Here is a 14,567-nt window from a genome sequence, read left to right as displayed (position 1 = left end):
TTAACCCATTGAGTTACAAACATCTTTTTCTTAGTGTGCCCAAGGTTGTCGACCCTTTGCAATCCGCTCATGGCCAGTTCACCACAAGGTCAGGCCAGATGCGTTGCCACCCCTTGGCCCTGACCCGTTCGCTAAAGATACGGCTCTCCTGGCGACAGCGCGGATTGGGGCTCACCACCAGGGACCAGTTGGGGGCAAAGCCGTAGGGGGCCAGCCACTCGAACGCATCATCTGCCAGCAGGCGGACCCCGATGCAGGTGGGCACCTCTACCCAGTGGCTGAGGGCCGAGAGCGAGCTGGCAAAAGGAGGCACCTGCTGGCGCAGATGCATGCGGGCCTGGTTGCGCACCTCCCATAACTGGCCCGGCATCCTGGCGGCGAGCCAGGCTTCGTGATCGGCCTCCTTCAATCCAGTCGGATCAGCGCTGTCCAGATAGATAAGATCGATGTCGTTGAGCGGGGTGGGCTCGGCCTTGTCATGGAGGTGATCCCAGATGAGGTTGCGCACAAACCCCGCCCCCAGAGCCCAGTCGGGCAGCGCCAGCTCCCGCGCAGCCCGGAGGCAATCCATGCGCGGGTGATCAGCTCGCAGCAGGGCCTCGGTGCAGGCCCGCAGGTGCGCCTCCCGCAGCGCCCCGGCTTCAACCTGCATTGCGGCGCAACCAGACGTCGATGTAGCTGCAGCTCGGCACTATGGTGAGCCCCTCAGAGAGGGTCCAGTCGTAGAAGCGGCGGGCCAGCTTGTCGGCAATCCCCTGTCCGCGCAGCTCGGGGGGAACCTGGGTGCTGTAGGCGTCCACCGTGGTGGCGTCCAGCCGGCGATAGGCAAGGCGGGAGAGCTTGCCGTCCACGGTGCAGACAAACTGCTGCTGATCGGCCTGGTGAAGGATGTCGCTCATCGGGAGTCCTCTCTGGGTGAATGGGAAGATCAGAACATGGCGGACAGGGTTTGCCAACGCCATTCTTTGCGCCCATGGCGGGCTCGCTTACACTGGCCGGCCTGCGAATGGTCGCAAGGCAAGGTATAGAACATTGAGAGAGGATGGATCCGTCATGGCCTTCGCCACCCTGGACGAGCTGATAGGCAACACCCCGCTGCTGGCGCTGCGCCGCATCAATCCGCACCCCGGCGTCACCCTGCTGGTGAAGCTGGAGGGCAACAACCCCGCCGGCTCCGTCAAGGACAGGGCGGCGCTGAACCTCATCAGGCAGGCAGAGGCGAGTGGTCACTTAGCGCCAGGAGCCCGGCTCATCGAGGCCACCTCCGGCAATACCGGCATCGCGCTGGCCATGGTGGCGGCGTCCCGGGGTTACCGGATGCGACTCATCATGCCGAGCAACATGAGCCAGGAGCGGCGCGACGCCATGCAGGCCTACGGCGCCGAGCTGGTGCTGGTGGAAGAGGGCATGGAAGCGGCGCGAGACCTCGCCCTGGCCATGCAGGCGCGGGGGGAGGGGCTGGTGCTCGATCAGTTCAACAACCCCGCCAACCCGGATGCCCACTACCGCTCCACCGGCCCCGAGATCTGGCGCCAGAGCGGCGGGGCAGTCACTCACTTCGTCTCGGCCATGGGCACCACGGGCACCATCATGGGGGTCTCCCGCTACCTCAAGGAGCAGAACCCGGCGGTGGCGGTGATCGGCCTGCAACCGGCCGAGGGGAGCCAGATCCCCGGCATTCGCCGCTGGCCCGAGGCCTACCGGCCCGCCATCTTCGAGCCTGCGCGGGTCGATGGGGTGCTGGATGTGACACTGGAAGAGTCCCTCGTCATGATGCGCCGCCTGGCGCGGGAGGAGGGGATCTGCTGCGGTGTCAGCTCGGGTGGCGCGGTGGCCGGGGCCTTGCGGGTGGCGGCGGAGATCGGGCAGGGGGTGGTGGTGGCGATCATCTGCGATCGGGGGGATCGCTATCTCTCCACCGGGGTCTTCACCCCCGATGTCTGACGGGCAAGGGGCCCGTTACTCCCAGGCCCGCTCCAGCAGGGCCAGCAACTGTTCCCTGTCCGCATCCTTGCGGTTGTAGAGCAGGGCGCCGTCGTTGATGGCGAGATCCCGGATCCCGGGCAGCAGCGCCTTGTCGGTGAGGCCCGCCTCCCGCAGGGTGCGGGGCAGCTTGACCGTCTGCCACAGGGTATCGCGCAGTGCCTGCAACGCCTCGATGGTGGCCTGGGGTCTCCCCTCGGCCGGGGTCGCGGCAAAGCGCTCCGGCCCCACCAGGGGCAGCAGCAGGCGGGCGAGCTCGGGGTCGATGCCGGGCCGGTTGTAGTCGAGCACGGTGGGCAGGAAGAGGTTCATGCAGAGGCCATGGGGCAGGTGGCAGCGCGCCCCCAGACTGTGGCCGAGGGCGTGCACCAGCCCCACCATGGAGTTGGAAAACGCCATGCCCGCCAGGGTGGAGCCCTCTGCCAGTTGCAGCCGCAGGCCCTTGTCCGTCGGGTGGGCCAGCACCCTGGGCAGGGCGGTGGCAATCTTCTCCACCGCCATCAGGGCCAGGGCGTCACTGACCGGGTTCTTGCCGTTGCCGATGAAGGCCTCGATGGCGTGGGTCATGGCATCCATGGCGGTGGCGGCGGTGATGGGCAGCGGTAGCCCCAGGGTGAAGCGGGGATCCAGCACCGCCAGCCGGGGCAGCAGGAAGGGGGAGGTGAAAGGCACCTTGCGCCCGCTCCCTTCGTCCTTGATCACCGCCACCAGGGTCACTTCGGAGCCGGTCCCCGCCGTGGTGGGGACCACCGCCAGGGGGTTGAGGGGACGGGTCAGGCAATCCGCTCCGGCATAGTCGAGCAGCCGCTCGCCCCCCAGAGTCGCCAGTATGTTCACCGCCTTGGCGGTGTCGATGACGGAGCCGCCGCCAAGGGCCAGCAGGCTGTCACAGCCCAGCTCCCGGTAGTGGCGGGCGATCCGCTCCACCACGGCGGTGGAGGAGTCCGCCGGGATCTCGTCCCAGATGGCGGCGACCGGCAAGGCCCCTTCGGCCATCACATGGGCCAGCAGGGTGGCGAGCCCGCTGCCGCTGACCCCCTTGTCGGTGAGCAGCAGCGGGCGGCCAGCCCCCAATCCCCTCAAGGCATCCGGCAACTGTTCCAGTGCCTGCTCCCCCGCCATCAGTTTGACCGGGCAGAAAAAATCGTAATAACGGCTCATCCCGTTCTCCTCGTGTTCAACCGGTCAGCAGACCCAGATAGATGTGGCAGGCCCGCGCGAGCTTGCGATGCGGGTCCGGGTAGTGGCGAAGCAGGGGCCGCGCGATGAAGGCGGGCAGGATGAGGCTCTGCAACTGCTCAAGCGCTCGCACCAGGTGCATGGCCGCGTCGAGATCCCCCTCCACCAGCAGCCGGTTTTCGCAAAAGGCCTGGTTGATGCCGAGGCGAAAACTGAGGGCGCGAAAGGCGACGGCGGGGTGCTTGAAGCGCACCCGCAGGGGGTGGGGGCCGTCATGGGCACAGGTCGAATGCGCCCTGCCAGCCTCCTCACCGCAGTGCCAGCGCCCCGCGAACTTGTAGAGACTCAGCCCCCGGGTCATGCCGTTTACCTCGAGCCTGATGGTGAGGCCGTCCGGCAGGGGGGCAAGCTCGCGGCGCACCGCCTCGTCGACCCGGGCGGCGCGGCACAGAGTGCGGCCGATGATCCAGAGCAGGCTGCCAATCCAGAGGCGCCTGCCGGTGGCAAGCAGGGCGTTAGGGCGCATGGGAACCTCCGCTGATGGCGGACCAGAAGAGGGTGAAGGCGCTCTCCTGCCAGTGGGGGTCTTCTCCCAGTTCAGGCTGATCGACAAAGAGGGAGGCGCAGGCCAGAAACTGGCCCTGGCACACCTCCAGCATCAGGGCCGGCGGGGCCGACATCAGCTCGCCGCTGGCCTGGCCCCGGGCGAGCAGGCTCGGCAGAAAATGCAGGGTCTCCGCCAGGATCTGGCTGCGCAGGGGGCGGGCCAGCAGGGGGGAGTGGAAAAAGCCCAGCACGAACCTGAGCTCACGGGGGTGGGCCTGCATCCAGCCCATGGCCTGGTGCCAGTAGTGGCGGGCCTGCTCCTGGAGCGGCAGGGCGGCATCGGCCTCGGTGATGGCGGCGCCAAGGCGCAGCTTGATGTCCTGGTAGAGGCTCTGGATCAGCACCTCCTTGCTGGGAAAGTGATGAAACAGGGTGCCATTGGCCACCCCGGCCGCCTTGGCGATGCGGGCGGTGGCGGCGCCCTGCAGGCCATCCTCCGCGCACAGGGCCAGGGCGGCATCCAGGATCTGGCGGCGTTTGTCGGTCATGGTTTCTCGCATCTCGCCTCCTAGCGCAGGAACAGGGCCATCATCAGCCGCTGGTACCAGCGCCGATAGGGGGGATGAATGAGGGAGCCTGTGCTGAAGCGTCCGCGACGCAGCACGGTTTTCGCCTTGGAGAAGGTGAGAAACCCCTCGCGGCCGTGATAGTGGCCCATGCCGGAGGGACCGATGCCGCCGAAGGGGGCATCGTCCGCCGCCACCTGGAACAGGCTCTCGTTGATGGCCATGCCCCCGGCGTGAGTCTCCCGGATGAGGCGGCGCTGCAGCGTCTCGTCCAGGCTCATCAGATAGAGCGCCAGGGGGCGGGGCCGGGCCGCCACATAGGCTAGGGCCTCCTCGATGTCGTCATAGGGCACCAGGGGCAGCAGGGGGCCGAAGATCTCCTGCTGCATCACCTGGCAGTGGCCGGGCACCTCGGTCAGCAGGTGGGGCACCAGCTTGCGGGTGGCGTCATCCCGGGCGGGCGTGACGCAGGGGTGGATCTGGGCGCCGGCCTGCCTCGCCTCCTCCAGCCAGGCGGTGAGCCGCTCGTACTGGTGGGCGTTGATGATGGCGCCATAATCCGGGCTCTCGAGCCCTTTGGGGTAGAGGCGGCGAAAATGGGCCTGATAGGCCTCGATGAAGGCCTGCTCCTGCCCCTTCGGCAGCAGCACGTAGTCGGGGGCCACGCAGATCTGGCCGGCGTTGAGGCTCTTGCCGAAGATCATCCGCTCCACCGCCAGTGCCAGGGGCATGTCGGGGGCGATGAGACAGGGGCTCTTGCCGCCGAGCTCCAGGGTGAGGGGGGTGAGCTGGGGGGCGGCCGCGGCCATCACCAGCCGACCCACCGCCGTGGAGCCGGTGAAGATGAGATGGTCGAAGGGGAGGGCGCTGAAGGCGGCCGCGATCTCCGCATCCCCCTCGATGACCACCACCTCGTCACCGCCGAGGGCCTCATCAAGCAGGGAGCGCAGCACGGCGTTGGTGTGAGGGGTGAACTCGGAGAGCTTGATCATGGCGCGGTTGCCGGCGGCGAGGGCGCCGATGAGGGGCCCGAGGCTCAGCATCACCGGGAAATTCCAGGGCACCATGATGCCGACCACGCCGAGGGGCTGATAGTGCACCTCGACCCTGGCGGGGGCCAGCAGCAGGCCGGGATGACGGCGCTCCGGTTTCATCCACCCCTTGAGCCGTTTCAGGGTGTAATTGATCTGCATGACGCAGGGGAGCACATCGGCGATCAGGCTGTCGTAATCGCTGCGCTGGCCGTAGTCCCGGGCCAGGGCCTGACACAGTGCCTGTTTGTGGCGCAGCAGCCCCTGCTTGAGGGCGTCAAGTCTGGCGCGGCGGGACGCCAGATCCGGCATGGGGGTGGCCTGGCTGGCCTGCCTGAGCCGATGCAGTTGCTCGGGGAGGGAGAACTTGTCCGGTGAGGCGGGGGTGACGGTGGTGTCCATGGCATGCTCCGCACGAAAAGTGACCGACTGATTAGTCGGTCCAAATCTAGCGATTCGTTGTCGACTTGTAAACCGGGCGAGGGCAGAGGGTGGCTGCCAGTGGGCAGCGTTGTCCGGAACTGTGTCCGGGCTCCCATTTTTGAGGCATCCGGATTGGTCTTCTATCTAATAAGGGGTAATTGTGGGTCACCAACTCGGAGGGAGAACCGCACATGACCAGGGAATTGCATAGCCTGCTGGCCCGGCTGGATGACGTGATCGCGCGCATGCCGGACAGTTTCAATACCTATGAGTTTGCCCAGAAGCTGGCGCTGCAACATCAGCAGGAGTATTTCGCCGCAGGCCACTCCCTGGCGGGCCAGGAGAAGAACCTGCTGCGCCTGCTCCACGAGAAGATTGCCCTGGCGCTGGCGAGCCATGAGGGCGTCATCGAGGGGGCCCTGCTGCCCTGCATGACCCCCTGGGGAGAGCGCGCCACCTCGCCCCGCTGGCACCGCAAGCACTGACCCGGCAACAACATGAAAAGGCCCCTCGGGGCCTTTTCATGTTTGGGGTCGCACCTACTGGACCAGCCTGCGGGCCTGCCAGTAGCGGCTGTTCCAGTAGACGTTGTCGAGGCGCGAGCGGATCACGCCCTTGCTGGTGGAGGCGTGGATGAACTCACCTGCCCCGGTGTAGACCCCGACGTGGTACTGCTGCCAGCCGGTCTTGAAGAAGACCAGGTCCCCGTGCTGGAGACGGTATCTGTCCACCGGGCGGCCGAGGCTCGCCTGGGATTCCGTGGTGCGGGGCAGGGTGAAGCCCAGCACCTGGCTGTAGGCGAGCTGGGTGAAGGCGGAGCAGTCGAGACCGGCGCGGCTGGTACCGCCCATGCGATAGGGCACGCCGCGCCACTGCTGATAGAAGTTGTCGAATGCGCCGCTCTGGCGCACGGGAGGGGGAGGCTCCGGCGTGCTGGAGCAGGCGGCGAGAAGCAGGGCCAGCAGGGGCAGCAGCAAGGTGCGAAACATCTCAACTCCTTGATAGGGCACGGGGTTCATCATAGACGATGATCCTGCCTGGAACCTGAATGACAACGGCATTGACGAGTGGCCGCCTGTGGGGGCAGCCACTGGATCACCCCGCCGGTTTGGGGGTAATGAGCGGCGTCAGCAGCTCGGCAATCTTGTAGAAGGTCTGCACCCGGGTGGTGCTGGGGCGCCACACCAGGCCTATCTCCCGATAGGGTTTCTCCCCGGGCAGGGGGATGGCCACCAGGTCCGTGTTGTCGAGGATGCCCGCATCTATGGCCATCTGGGGCAGGAAGGTGGTGCCAAGACCGGCCCCCACCATCTGCACCAGGGTGTGCAGGCTGGTGGCGGCGAACGGGTTGATCTTGCTCCTGTCCCGCAGCCGACAGGCGCTCACCGCGTGCTCCGTCAGGCAGTGCTCCCGCTCCAGCAGGAAGATGCTCTGGTTGGGCAGCTCCTTGTAGTCGAACGGCATGTGCAGGCCCGCCGCCATGTGGGAGGGCATCACCATGTGGAAGGGATCCTGGCCGACGGTCTTGCTGTGGAAGCCGCCGATCTCCACCGGCAGCGCCAGGATCAGCAGATCGAGCTGCCCCTGCTCCAGCTGCTTGAGCAGATTGGTGGTGGTGTCTTCCCGCAGCAGCAGCTCCAGATCCGGATAGGCCTTGCCGCACACCTGCAGCAGCTTGCTCAGCAGGAAGGGGGCGATGGTGGGGATGCAGCCCAGGCGTACCGTGCCGTGCATGACGCCCCCCTGCTGCTGCCCCAGCTCCATCAGATCCCGGGCGTCGGAGAGCAGGTTGCGCGCCCGCGCCACGATTTCCATGCCGACCGGCGTCATGATGAAGCTCTTGTGATCCCGCTCTACCAGTTGCAGGTTCATCATGTCCTCCAGGGTCTGGATCCCGGTACTCAGGGTCGACTGGCTGACATGGCAGGCCTTGGCGGCGCGGTTGAAATTCTTGTGCTCGTCCAGAGCGACCAGATACTGGAGCTGCTTCAGGCTGGGCCAACGTTGCATAGGAGAAACCCGATCGATGCTATCTATTTGATTTGATTAATCTACCATCGAGAAGCCCCGTTGTCGCCGACAAATCGGTGCCCCCTGGCAGGCGCACTGCCTCACGCAAATGGGGTGGCCTGCTCCGATGGGCTGGCCACCCCTCATTGGTCAGGAGCTTATCCCCTTGTGCCGCGCCATTGAAGGGGTGCCGCCATGGGATGTGACGGGGATCGGCCTTCGGGCGGGGCGCCCTGCGCGCAGGAGCGGCCATAAAAAAACGCGCCGGTGGGCGCGTTTTTGCAGAAGGGGGGCGGACTATTCGTCGAAGATACCGAAGTGATCCTTGGCGAAGTTGACCCGCTGCTCCACGTTCATCTTGACCTGACCCAGCTTCTCGATGGTCTTGAGGTTGGGCACCAGGCCGCGACCGTTGGCGATCTGGATGGCAAGGCCCGGACGGGCGTTGAGCTCCAGCAGCATGGGGCCGCGGAACTTGTCCAGCACCATGTCGGTCCCGATGTAGCCAAGACCGGACATCTCGTAGCAGGAGGCCGCCAGGTTGAGCAGGGTGTCCCAGTGGGGCACCTTCAGATCGTAGAGATCCAGGCCGGTGTCCGGGTGGTGGCGCAGCGGGTTGCCAAACTGCACCGCCCGCAGGGCGCGGCCGGTGCGCAGGCACAGGCCTACCCCCACGGCGCCCTGGTGCAGGTTCGCCTTGCCATCGGAAGCCGAGGTCGAGAGGCGCATCATGGCCATCACCGGGAACCCCTTGAAGATGATCACCCGGGCATCGGGGACCCCTTCGAAGGAGTAGCCGTCGAACACGTCGTCGAAGTTGATGAGCCCTTCCACCAGCGCCACGTCGGGCTTGCCGCCGAGGGAATAGAGTCCCGCCAGGATGTTGGAGACATGGCGCTCCAGATCCTGGCCGTTGGCGGCGCTGCCGTTGGGCTTGTAGAAGAGGCCGTCCTCCTGGCGCAGGATCACCAGGATCCCCTTGCCGCCGGAGCCGCGGGCCGGCTTGATGCAGAAGCCCGGCCAGTCCTTCACCAGCGCGGTGATGCGAGTCACGTCGTGCTGCTCGCGGATGGTGCCGATGAGTTCAGGCACCGTCACCCCCGCATCCAGCGCGATGCGCTTGGTCTTGAGCTTGTCATCCACCAGCGGATAGAGGCGGCGCGGGTTGTAGCGGCTGATGTAGGAGTGGTTGCGCTTGTTCATGCCGAGGATGCCTGCCTGGGACAGGCTCCACGGACTGGTGTATTTCTGCCAGAACCACATCTGTTACTTGTCCTTACCCGGGGTGGCACCAGACTTCATCTCGTCCACCAGCGGCTTGAAGCGCTTGAGCTCGCTCAGCTTGTAGCCGGTGTAGTTACCCATCAACAGCACGGTCGCCATCAGCACCAGCTGCAGGCCGAGGAAGTTGAAGGTGAGGTGACGAATGAGCTCGTTGTCCATGGCCAGGTAGGCGATGACCGCCACCAGCAGGGAGCCGCCGCCCTGGCGGAACACCTCTTTGGGACCCTCTTCTTCCCACAGGATGGACATGCGCTCGATGGTCCAGGAGAGGATGATCATCGGGAAGAAGGTGATCTTCATGCCGTCGGTCAGCCCCAGCTTGAAGGCGAACGCAGAGAAGATGCCGATCATCGAGATCACCATGATGATGATCGCCGATATTCGGGCGACCAGCAGCAGGTTCAGCCTCGAGAGGTAGGAGCGGATCACCAGGCCGGTGCCGACGATCAGCAGGAAGCCGATGAGGCCGGTGACCAGCGAGGTCTGGATGAAGGCGACCGCGATCAGCACCGGCATGAAGGTGCCGGAGGTCTTGATCCCCACGATGACCCGCAGGAACACCACCATCAGCACGCCGATGGGGATGAGCAGCAGACCCTTGAACAGGGCTTGCTCTTCCAGGGGCAGGCTGTGGATGGAGAAGTTCATCATCTCGGATTTTTCGAACTTCTGGGCCAGGGCCACGTTGACCGGTTGCTCCTGCTCGATCATCGAGAAGGTGACGCGGGAGTTGTGACCGCCGGTGACGTCCAGGAGGGCGCCGGAGTTGTACTCCCACAGCAGCAGGTTGGCCGGTTGACCCTGTTCACCGCTTTGCGGGTTGAACAGCTTGTAGTCGGTCGGGCTGTTGAAGACCTGCAGGTAATCCACCAGCTCCTGACGGCGACGGCCATCTTCCAGGCTGAGGGCGTGAACCACCCGGGCCGGGACGTCCGCGTTGTTGAGCAGCTCGGCAATCAGATTGGCGCGGCTCTTGTGGGACTTGAGCAGCTCGGCATTCTGTTCCTGCTTCTCGATCTCCTTGATGATCTCGCGGGTCAGGGTGTAGCCGTCGGCGGAGCGCTCCTGGGCGCGCTCCAGGATCTGCTTCATGGCCGTGGCGTAGGGCTCGCTCTCGATCTGCTTCTCGATGGCGGGCGGCTGCGGGTTGGCGGCGGGCTTGGCATGGGCATCGGCCATCATGTCGACCCGGTAGTAGAGCTCCTGACGGCCGGAGGCGGTGCGGATGGACCACTCGGCGCGGGCATCCCCGTCTTTTTCCACGAACGACAGGCCATAGCCCGGGCTCGCGGCGTTCTCGTTCATCAGGGTGAAGCCGGGCTGGGTGCCCGGAATGGCCAGGGAGGCGATCACCGGCTCGCCGGTGGCCTCGAATTCGAGCTTGGCTTCGATGGACCAGATCTGGCGCTTTTCACCCGGCGTGAGCGGGACGTCCAGCGCGATGTGATGATAGAAGGTCATCCCCAGGCCGACGATGTAGAGCAGGGCGACCAGCAGATAGAACGGCTTACGGGAAACCATGGATTATTTCACATCCTTGAGCTTGGGTTTGGGTTGGATATATTCGCGGGCCACGTCGACCACGGCAATGTCTTTGAGGAATTCACGGCCCAGCAGCACGGGGAAGGTCATGTCGCTGCGGTCCTTCAGGGTAAATTCGGCCTTCTCGGTCATGTCGCCGATGCGCACGGCGAGGCGGACCACGGGGCGACGGTCGAGATCGTCGGCGGAAGCCTGACGGACCCGCACGTGACGCACCAGGGGCGCTTCAATCTGGATCTTGTCGTCCATCTCCTGGTGGCTCAGGAAGAAGCGCACCCAGTTCTTGCCGTTGCGCTCGAAGATGGTGATCTCCTGGGCGCTGATGGAGGAGGTGGTGGCGCCGGTGTCGACCCGGGCCTGGAAGGCGTCGTTGGCGGCGTCAACCCAGATCCACTCCGCTTCACCCACCAGCAGCTTGCCATCGACGGTGTGGCCCTGGCTCGGCGCCGGGCACTTCTCGGTGGGAATGGGCATGGCCTTGGGCGGCTCGGGAGGCAGGGTAGCCAGCTTGCTGTCGACTTTCTTCACGGACTCTTTCATGTTGGTGACATCGGTGTTGAGCTGAACCAGCAGGTGCTGTTGCTGCACATACTGCTTCTGTTGCTGTTCCATGGATGTTTGCAGACGTTGCTCGCTCAACGAGATCTCGTTGCGCAGCTCGGCCAGCGTCAGGGTCGGGGCCGGGGGGGCTTTTTCCATACTGACACACCCGCCGAGACTGAGCAGGGAGAGCAGGGTCATTCCTTTTAATTTGCTTTTCATGTCATTCATTTAACTGTGCTTCCTGGAATTGGGTCAGTGTAACTTCCACAGCCGCCATCGGCTAGTCTTTGGCCTTTCTGGCGATCAGTACGGCACGTTTGGGTGCCGGGTATCCTTCGACCGTGAGTGCAGGATTGTGTGGATCCAGATAGTCACTCAGGGACTCGTTAATCATCCAGTCGGTACGACGCTGTTCGTCGGTGCTGGTCATATTCTCGTCGACGATGCGCACATCGGTGAACCCGCAGCGCTCGACCCAGCGTGTGAGGGCCGCGCTCGAGGGGAGGAACCAGACGTTGCGCATCTTGCCGTAGCGATCGGAGGGCATCAGCACCTGGTTTTCGTCGCCGTCCACCACCAGGGTCTCGAGCACCAGCTCCCCATCGTCTTTGAGCTGGTTGCGCAACTGCTCGATGTGCTCGATGGGGGACTTGCGATGATAGAGCACCCCCATGGAGAAGACGGTGTCAAAGGCCCGCAGCGCCGGCAGCTCCTGGATACCGAGCGGCAGCAGGTGGGCGCGCTGGTCGTTGCCTGCGAAGTGGCGAATGGCTTCGAACTGGCAGAGGAACAGCGGGCTCGGGTCGATGCCGACCGCCAGTTTCGCCCCTTCCCCCACCATGCGCCAGAGGTGGTAGCCGCTGCCGCAGCCCACGTCCAGCACGTAGCGGCCCTGGAGCGGGCTGATGTGGGGCAGCACCCGATCCCACTTCCAGTCGGAGCGCCACTCGGTGTCGATGTGGATGCCGTGCACATGGAAGGGGCCCTTGCGCCAGGGCATGAGCTGGCGCAGCAGGCTCTCGGTCTTCTTGCGCTCACCCTCTCCCAGGCTATCGGGGCCGCCGATGGCGACCCGCTCTTTGAGCTCGATCCGGCCGGGGACCACGACGGGCAGCTTGGCGAGGGCGCGGTTCCAGCGCGGCAGATCCCCGTGCAGGTTGTCGTGCTGCCAGGCGTGCAGCTGGGCGGGCAGGGTGTGCAGCCAGTGGCTCAACCGGTTCTTGGCGATCAGTTGATAAAAATGGGCGAAATCGATCATGGCTTAGTTGGTGTCGCTGGCTTTGATGGCAATCATGGAGCCGAAGTTGAAGCACTGGAACCAGAGGTCCAGGTGGGTGAAGCCGGCGTCCCGCAGGCGCGCCTGATGGACCGCCAGGGTGTCGGTGCGCATCACGTTCTCAAGGGCGGTGCGCTTCTGGCTGATTTCCAGCTCGCTGTAGCCGTTGGCCCGCTTGAAGTCGAGGTGCAAGTCGATGAGCAGCTCGTTGACCTGCTCGTCATCGAAGCGGAACTTCTCGCTCAGGATGAGGATGCCGCCGGGGCGCAGGCCGTCAAAGATGCGCGCGATGAGGGCGGCCCGCTTCTCGGGGGCGACGAACTGCAGGGTGAAGTTGAGCACCACCACGGAGGCGTTCTCGATGGGGATGTCGCAGATGTCCGCCTCCACCAGCTCCACCGGCACCTCGGACTTGAAGCCCGAGAGGTGAGCGCGGGCCCGCTCGATCATGGGGTGGGAGAGATCCACCGCCGTGATCTGGCAGCCGGGCTGGGTGACGTGGCGGCGCATGGCCTGGGTCGCGGCGCCGAGGGAGCAGCCGAGATCGTAGAGGCGGCTCTGGGGCTGGGCGTAGCGGGCGGCCATCATGCCGATGGCGGAGATGATGTTGCTGTAACCGGGCACCGAGCGCTGGATCATGTCGGGGAAGACGTCGACGACCTGCTCGTCAAAGCAGAAGTCTCCCAGACGGGCAATGGGGGCGGCAAAAATCTGATCGTGCATGCTGACGCAACCTGACAGCCGGTGTGGTGGGCGGCTGTTTTATTCAATTGAATCTTGGGTGGACGGACATCGAAATGGCGTCGTCACCGGTTGACGAACGGGGTGGCTTGCTCCGGGATCCTTCGGGCTGCCCCTGTTCGCAACGGGCCATGGTCCGGGCCCTCAGGGTGCCGGGCTGGGGTGGGCAACGCATTGCCATGCACCCAGGCCCGGGACCTTACTTGGGGCGCTAGTGTAGAGGAAAGGCGGGCGTTTGTCTTGACGCCAACCCCGGTGGGACCACAAAAAAAGCGGCTTTTTTTGGGGATGGAGAAGGGGCGGGGAGGGGGCCGCTCAAAAGGGCAGCACCCCCTGGCGGGCGCGATCGTTTTCTCCCGGCCAGGGGGCCATCTCCTGGCCGAGCAGGCGGCTGATCTGCCGTGCGAGTTCGGGGGCCCGGGCATTGTCGGCGGTGTGAACAAAGAGGTAGAGATCCTTGCCCTCCTGGAGCCATTGTTTCCAATGTGGCAACCATGGTGGCAAAAATGGGTGATTGTCCTCGGTTTGAGGCAAACCAATCAGGCGCACCACCGGGGCACCCCCCGTGGCCAGCAGATGGACCGGCAACCTGGGTTTCTTGCCCTGGGCATCGATCATGGCGGCCGTGGTGGCTGGCACCGAGAAGAGCGGGCGGCTGTCGAGCATGATGCGATTGATGCCCCGCGCCATCAGCATCCGGTTGAGGGCCCGTTCCGCCTCCCCCTTGGCGAAGAAATCGGGGTGGCGCACCTCGAGGGCATAGGTGAAATCCTGGGGCAGCCGCGCGAAGAAGGCATCCAGACGGGCCAGCCCCTCTGGCCCGAAGCGGGCGGGCAGTTGCAGCTTGAGCAGCCCCAGCTTGTCATGCAGGGGGGCCAGCAGGCGGATGAAGGCCGTCACCTGTTTGTCCGCGCTCACCAGATCGCTCTGGTGGCTGATCTCCTTGGGAAACTTGAAGCTGAAGCGAAAGTGGTCGGGGACCGCATCGGCCCAGCGCTGCACCGTCTCCGGGGTCGGCGAGGCGTAGAAGGTGGTGTTGCCCTCCACGGAGTTGAACACCCGGGCATAGTCGGCGAGGTGCTCGGCGGGCCTGGCATTCATCCCCAGCAACTGGCCGGGCCAGGCCGGGTGTGACCACTGGGGCAGGCCCAAATAGAGGCTCATGATGGTTCCTGTCGGCAGGTTGGCGCACTTTTGCCCTCCTTTTTGCGCCAGAACAACAAAAAACAGGGTAAAGGGGGCTGCGGGCCATTTTACCCAAATGGAGGTTTTCCTCTATAATGCCAACCCTTTTGTTTGCCACATTGTCGTAATGCGCGCGACCGAGCCCCCGGGTGACGATGATCGCGGCCCGGCAGTGGCCAGACAACGACGCCAGCCGATACCCCGGCGCCCACTCGTCATCCCGGTCGGGAGCGGGGGCATGCCTGGGGCGGCGGCAAG

The 14,567-nt window shown here is 65.0% G+C and carries 16 protein-coding genes; 2 read left to right on the top strand and 14 right to left on the bottom strand.

The genetic code is table 11. The features are described 5' to 3' along the window. Nucleotides 1-67 precede the first annotated feature (67 nt). Nucleotides 68-652 (bottom strand): nucleotidyltransferase family protein, encoded by a 585-nt coding sequence (locus ACB037_RS01550; protein WP_201871996.1) that lies wholly within the window; start codon nucleotides 650-652, stop codon nucleotides 68-70. Continuing rightward, nucleotides 642-899, bottom strand: a complete 258-nt coding sequence (locus tag ACB037_RS01545; protein ID WP_041212700.1) for a GNAT family N-acetyltransferase — start codon at nucleotides 897-899, stop codon at nucleotides 642-644. Before ACB037_RS01545 ends, ACB037_RS01550 begins: the two co-directional genes overlap by 11 nt. A gap of 154 nt (nucleotides 900-1,053) precedes the next feature. Between ACB037_RS01545 and cysM the strand changes: the two genes are divergently transcribed. After that, nucleotides 1,054-1,944, top strand: coding sequence for a cysteine synthase CysM (cysM, locus tag ACB037_RS01540; RefSeq protein ID WP_039039854.1), 891 nt, complete (start codon nucleotides 1,054-1,056; stop codon nucleotides 1,942-1,944). 15 nt (nucleotides 1,945-1,959) lie between these two features. Here the strand turns inward: cysM and ACB037_RS01535 are convergent, their stop codons facing one another. Genes ACB037_RS01535 through ACB037_RS01520 form a run of 4 tightly spaced genes read right to left on the bottom strand, consistent with a single transcriptional unit; the run spans nucleotide 1,960 to nucleotide 5,707 of the window. After that, nucleotides 1,960-3,144, bottom strand: coding sequence for an iron-containing alcohol dehydrogenase (locus ACB037_RS01535; protein ID WP_319884367.1), 1,185 nt, complete (start codon nucleotides 3,142-3,144; stop codon nucleotides 1,960-1,962). 16 nt (nucleotides 3,145-3,160) lie between these two features. Beyond that, the gene (locus tag ACB037_RS01530) at nucleotides 3,161-3,688 is read right to left on the bottom strand and encodes a hypothetical protein (RefSeq protein ID WP_371174807.1); all 528 of its coding nucleotides are present in this window, start codon (nucleotides 3,686-3,688) and stop codon (nucleotides 3,161-3,163) included. Then, nucleotides 3,678-4,268, bottom strand: a complete 591-nt coding sequence (locus tag ACB037_RS01525; protein WP_010674082.1) for a TetR/AcrR family transcriptional regulator — start codon at nucleotides 4,266-4,268, stop codon at nucleotides 3,678-3,680. Before ACB037_RS01525 ends, ACB037_RS01530 begins: the two co-directional genes overlap by 11 nt. 8 nt (nucleotides 4,269-4,276) lie before the next feature. Continuing rightward, nucleotides 4,277-5,707 (bottom strand): coniferyl aldehyde dehydrogenase, encoded by a 1,431-nt coding sequence (locus ACB037_RS01520; protein WP_371174806.1) that lies wholly within the window; start codon nucleotides 5,705-5,707, stop codon nucleotides 4,277-4,279. A gap of 212 nt (nucleotides 5,708-5,919) precedes the next feature. Between ACB037_RS01520 and ACB037_RS01515 the strand changes: the two genes are divergently transcribed. Continuing rightward, a complete protein-coding gene (locus tag ACB037_RS01515; protein WP_010674084.1) occupies nucleotides 5,920-6,213 on the top strand; it encodes a hypothetical protein in 294 nt (97 codons plus the stop codon). Nucleotides 6,214-6,267: 54 nt separating this feature from the next. On the opposite strand, the gene ACB037_RS01510 is transcribed toward ACB037_RS01515, so the two are convergent. The 8 genes from ACB037_RS01510 to ACB037_RS01475 all read right to left on the bottom strand — a co-directional run bounded on the left by ACB037_RS01510 (nucleotide 6,268) and on the right by ACB037_RS01475 (nucleotide 14,288). Further along, on the bottom strand, nucleotides 6,268-6,717 hold the full coding sequence (locus tag ACB037_RS01510) for a C40 family peptidase (RefSeq protein ID WP_029314241.1): 450 nt from the start codon (nucleotides 6,715-6,717) through the stop codon (nucleotides 6,268-6,270). Nucleotides 6,718-6,823: 106 nt separating this feature from the next. Beyond that, nucleotides 6,824-7,738, bottom strand: a complete 915-nt coding sequence (locus ACB037_RS01505; protein ID WP_371174805.1) for a hydrogen peroxide-inducible genes activator — start codon at nucleotides 7,736-7,738, stop codon at nucleotides 6,824-6,826. A gap of 297 nt (nucleotides 7,739-8,035) precedes the next feature. Then, entirely contained in the window at nucleotides 8,036-9,001 is a 966-nt protein-coding gene (locus ACB037_RS01500; RefSeq protein WP_010674087.1) for an alpha-L-glutamate ligase-like protein, read from the bottom strand. Between the two features lie 3 nt (nucleotides 9,002-9,004). Next, nucleotides 9,005-10,543, bottom strand: coding sequence for an inactive transglutaminase family protein (locus ACB037_RS01495; protein ID WP_010674088.1), 1,539 nt, complete (start codon nucleotides 10,541-10,543; stop codon nucleotides 9,005-9,007). Between the two features lie 3 nt (nucleotides 10,544-10,546). Further along, nucleotides 10,547-11,305 (bottom strand): ATP-dependent zinc protease, encoded by a 759-nt coding sequence (locus ACB037_RS01490; RefSeq protein ID WP_010674089.1) that lies wholly within the window; start codon nucleotides 11,303-11,305, stop codon nucleotides 10,547-10,549. A gap of 82 nt (nucleotides 11,306-11,387) precedes the next feature. Further along, nucleotides 11,388-12,365 (bottom strand): tRNA 5-methoxyuridine(34)/uridine 5-oxyacetic acid(34) synthase CmoB, encoded by a 978-nt coding sequence (gene cmoB, locus ACB037_RS01485; protein WP_045525287.1) that lies wholly within the window; start codon nucleotides 12,363-12,365, stop codon nucleotides 11,388-11,390. A 3-nt stretch (nucleotides 12,366-12,368) separates the two neighbouring features. Continuing rightward, nucleotides 12,369-13,106: a carboxy-S-adenosyl-L-methionine synthase CmoA gene (gene cmoA / locus ACB037_RS01480; protein WP_010674091.1), complete on the bottom strand. Its 738-nt coding sequence runs from the start codon at nucleotides 13,104-13,106 to the stop codon at nucleotides 12,369-12,371. Nucleotides 13,107-13,439: 333 nt separating this feature from the next. Next, nucleotides 13,440-14,288 (bottom strand): DUF72 domain-containing protein, encoded by an 849-nt coding sequence (locus ACB037_RS01475; protein ID WP_371174804.1) that lies wholly within the window; start codon nucleotides 14,286-14,288, stop codon nucleotides 13,440-13,442. Nucleotides 14,289-14,567: the final 279 nt, after the last annotated feature.

It is taken from the genome of Aeromonas sp. S19(2024) (assembly GCF_041402625.1).
GTDB lineage: Bacteria > Pseudomonadota > Gammaproteobacteria > Enterobacterales > Aeromonadaceae > Aeromonas > Aeromonas caviae.
The sequence above is the reverse complement of the archived record's forward strand: the minus strand, read 5'-3'. Positions and strand labels throughout refer to the sequence as shown.

Coding starts and splice junctions, on each gene's coding strand:
- ACB037_RS01550 (WP_201871996.1), bottom strand. CDS start 652: ATGCAGGTTGAAGCCGGGGCGCTGCGGGAGGCGCACCTGCGGGCCTGC.
- ACB037_RS01545 (WP_041212700.1), bottom strand. CDS start 899: ATGAGCGACATCCTTCACCAGGCCGATCAGCAGCAGTTTGTCTGCACC.
- cysM (WP_039039854.1), top strand. CDS start 1,054: ATGGCCTTCGCCACCCTGGACGAGCTGATAGGCAACACCCCGCTGCTG.
- ACB037_RS01535 (WP_319884367.1), bottom strand. CDS start 3,144: ATGAGCCGTTATTACGATTTTTTCTGCCCGGTCAAACTGATGGCGGGG.
- ACB037_RS01530 (WP_371174807.1), bottom strand. CDS start 3,688: ATGCGCCCTAACGCCCTGCTTGCCACCGGCAGGCGCCTCTGGATTGGC.
- ACB037_RS01525 (WP_010674082.1), bottom strand. CDS start 4,268: ATGCGAGAAACCATGACCGACAAACGCCGCCAGATCCTGGATGCCGCC.
- ACB037_RS01520 (WP_371174806.1), bottom strand. CDS start 5,707: ATGGACACCACCGTCACCCCCGCCTCACCGGACAAGTTCTCCCTCCCC.
- ACB037_RS01515 (WP_010674084.1), top strand. CDS start 5,920: ATGACCAGGGAATTGCATAGCCTGCTGGCCCGGCTGGATGACGTGATC.
- ACB037_RS01510 (WP_029314241.1), bottom strand. CDS start 6,717: ATGTTTCGCACCTTGCTGCTGCCCCTGCTGGCCCTGCTTCTCGCCGCC.
- ACB037_RS01505 (WP_371174805.1), bottom strand. CDS start 7,738: ATGCAACGTTGGCCCAGCCTGAAGCAGCTCCAGTATCTGGTCGCTCTG.
- ACB037_RS01500 (WP_010674087.1), bottom strand. CDS start 9,001: ATGTGGTTCTGGCAGAAATACACCAGTCCGTGGAGCCTGTCCCAGGCA.
- ACB037_RS01495 (WP_010674088.1), bottom strand. CDS start 10,543: ATGGTTTCCCGTAAGCCGTTCTATCTGCTGGTCGCCCTGCTCTACATC.
- ACB037_RS01490 (WP_010674089.1), bottom strand. CDS start 11,305: ATGACCCTGCTCTCCCTGCTCAGTCTCGGCGGGTGTGTCAGTATGGAA.
- cmoB (WP_045525287.1), bottom strand. CDS start 12,365: ATGATCGATTTCGCCCATTTTTATCAACTGATCGCCAAGAACCGGTTG.
- cmoA (WP_010674091.1), bottom strand. CDS start 13,106: ATGCACGATCAGATTTTTGCCGCCCCCATTGCCCGTCTGGGAGACTTC.
- ACB037_RS01475 (WP_371174804.1), bottom strand. CDS start 14,288: ATGAGCCTCTATTTGGGCCTGCCCCAGTGGTCACACCCGGCCTGGCCC.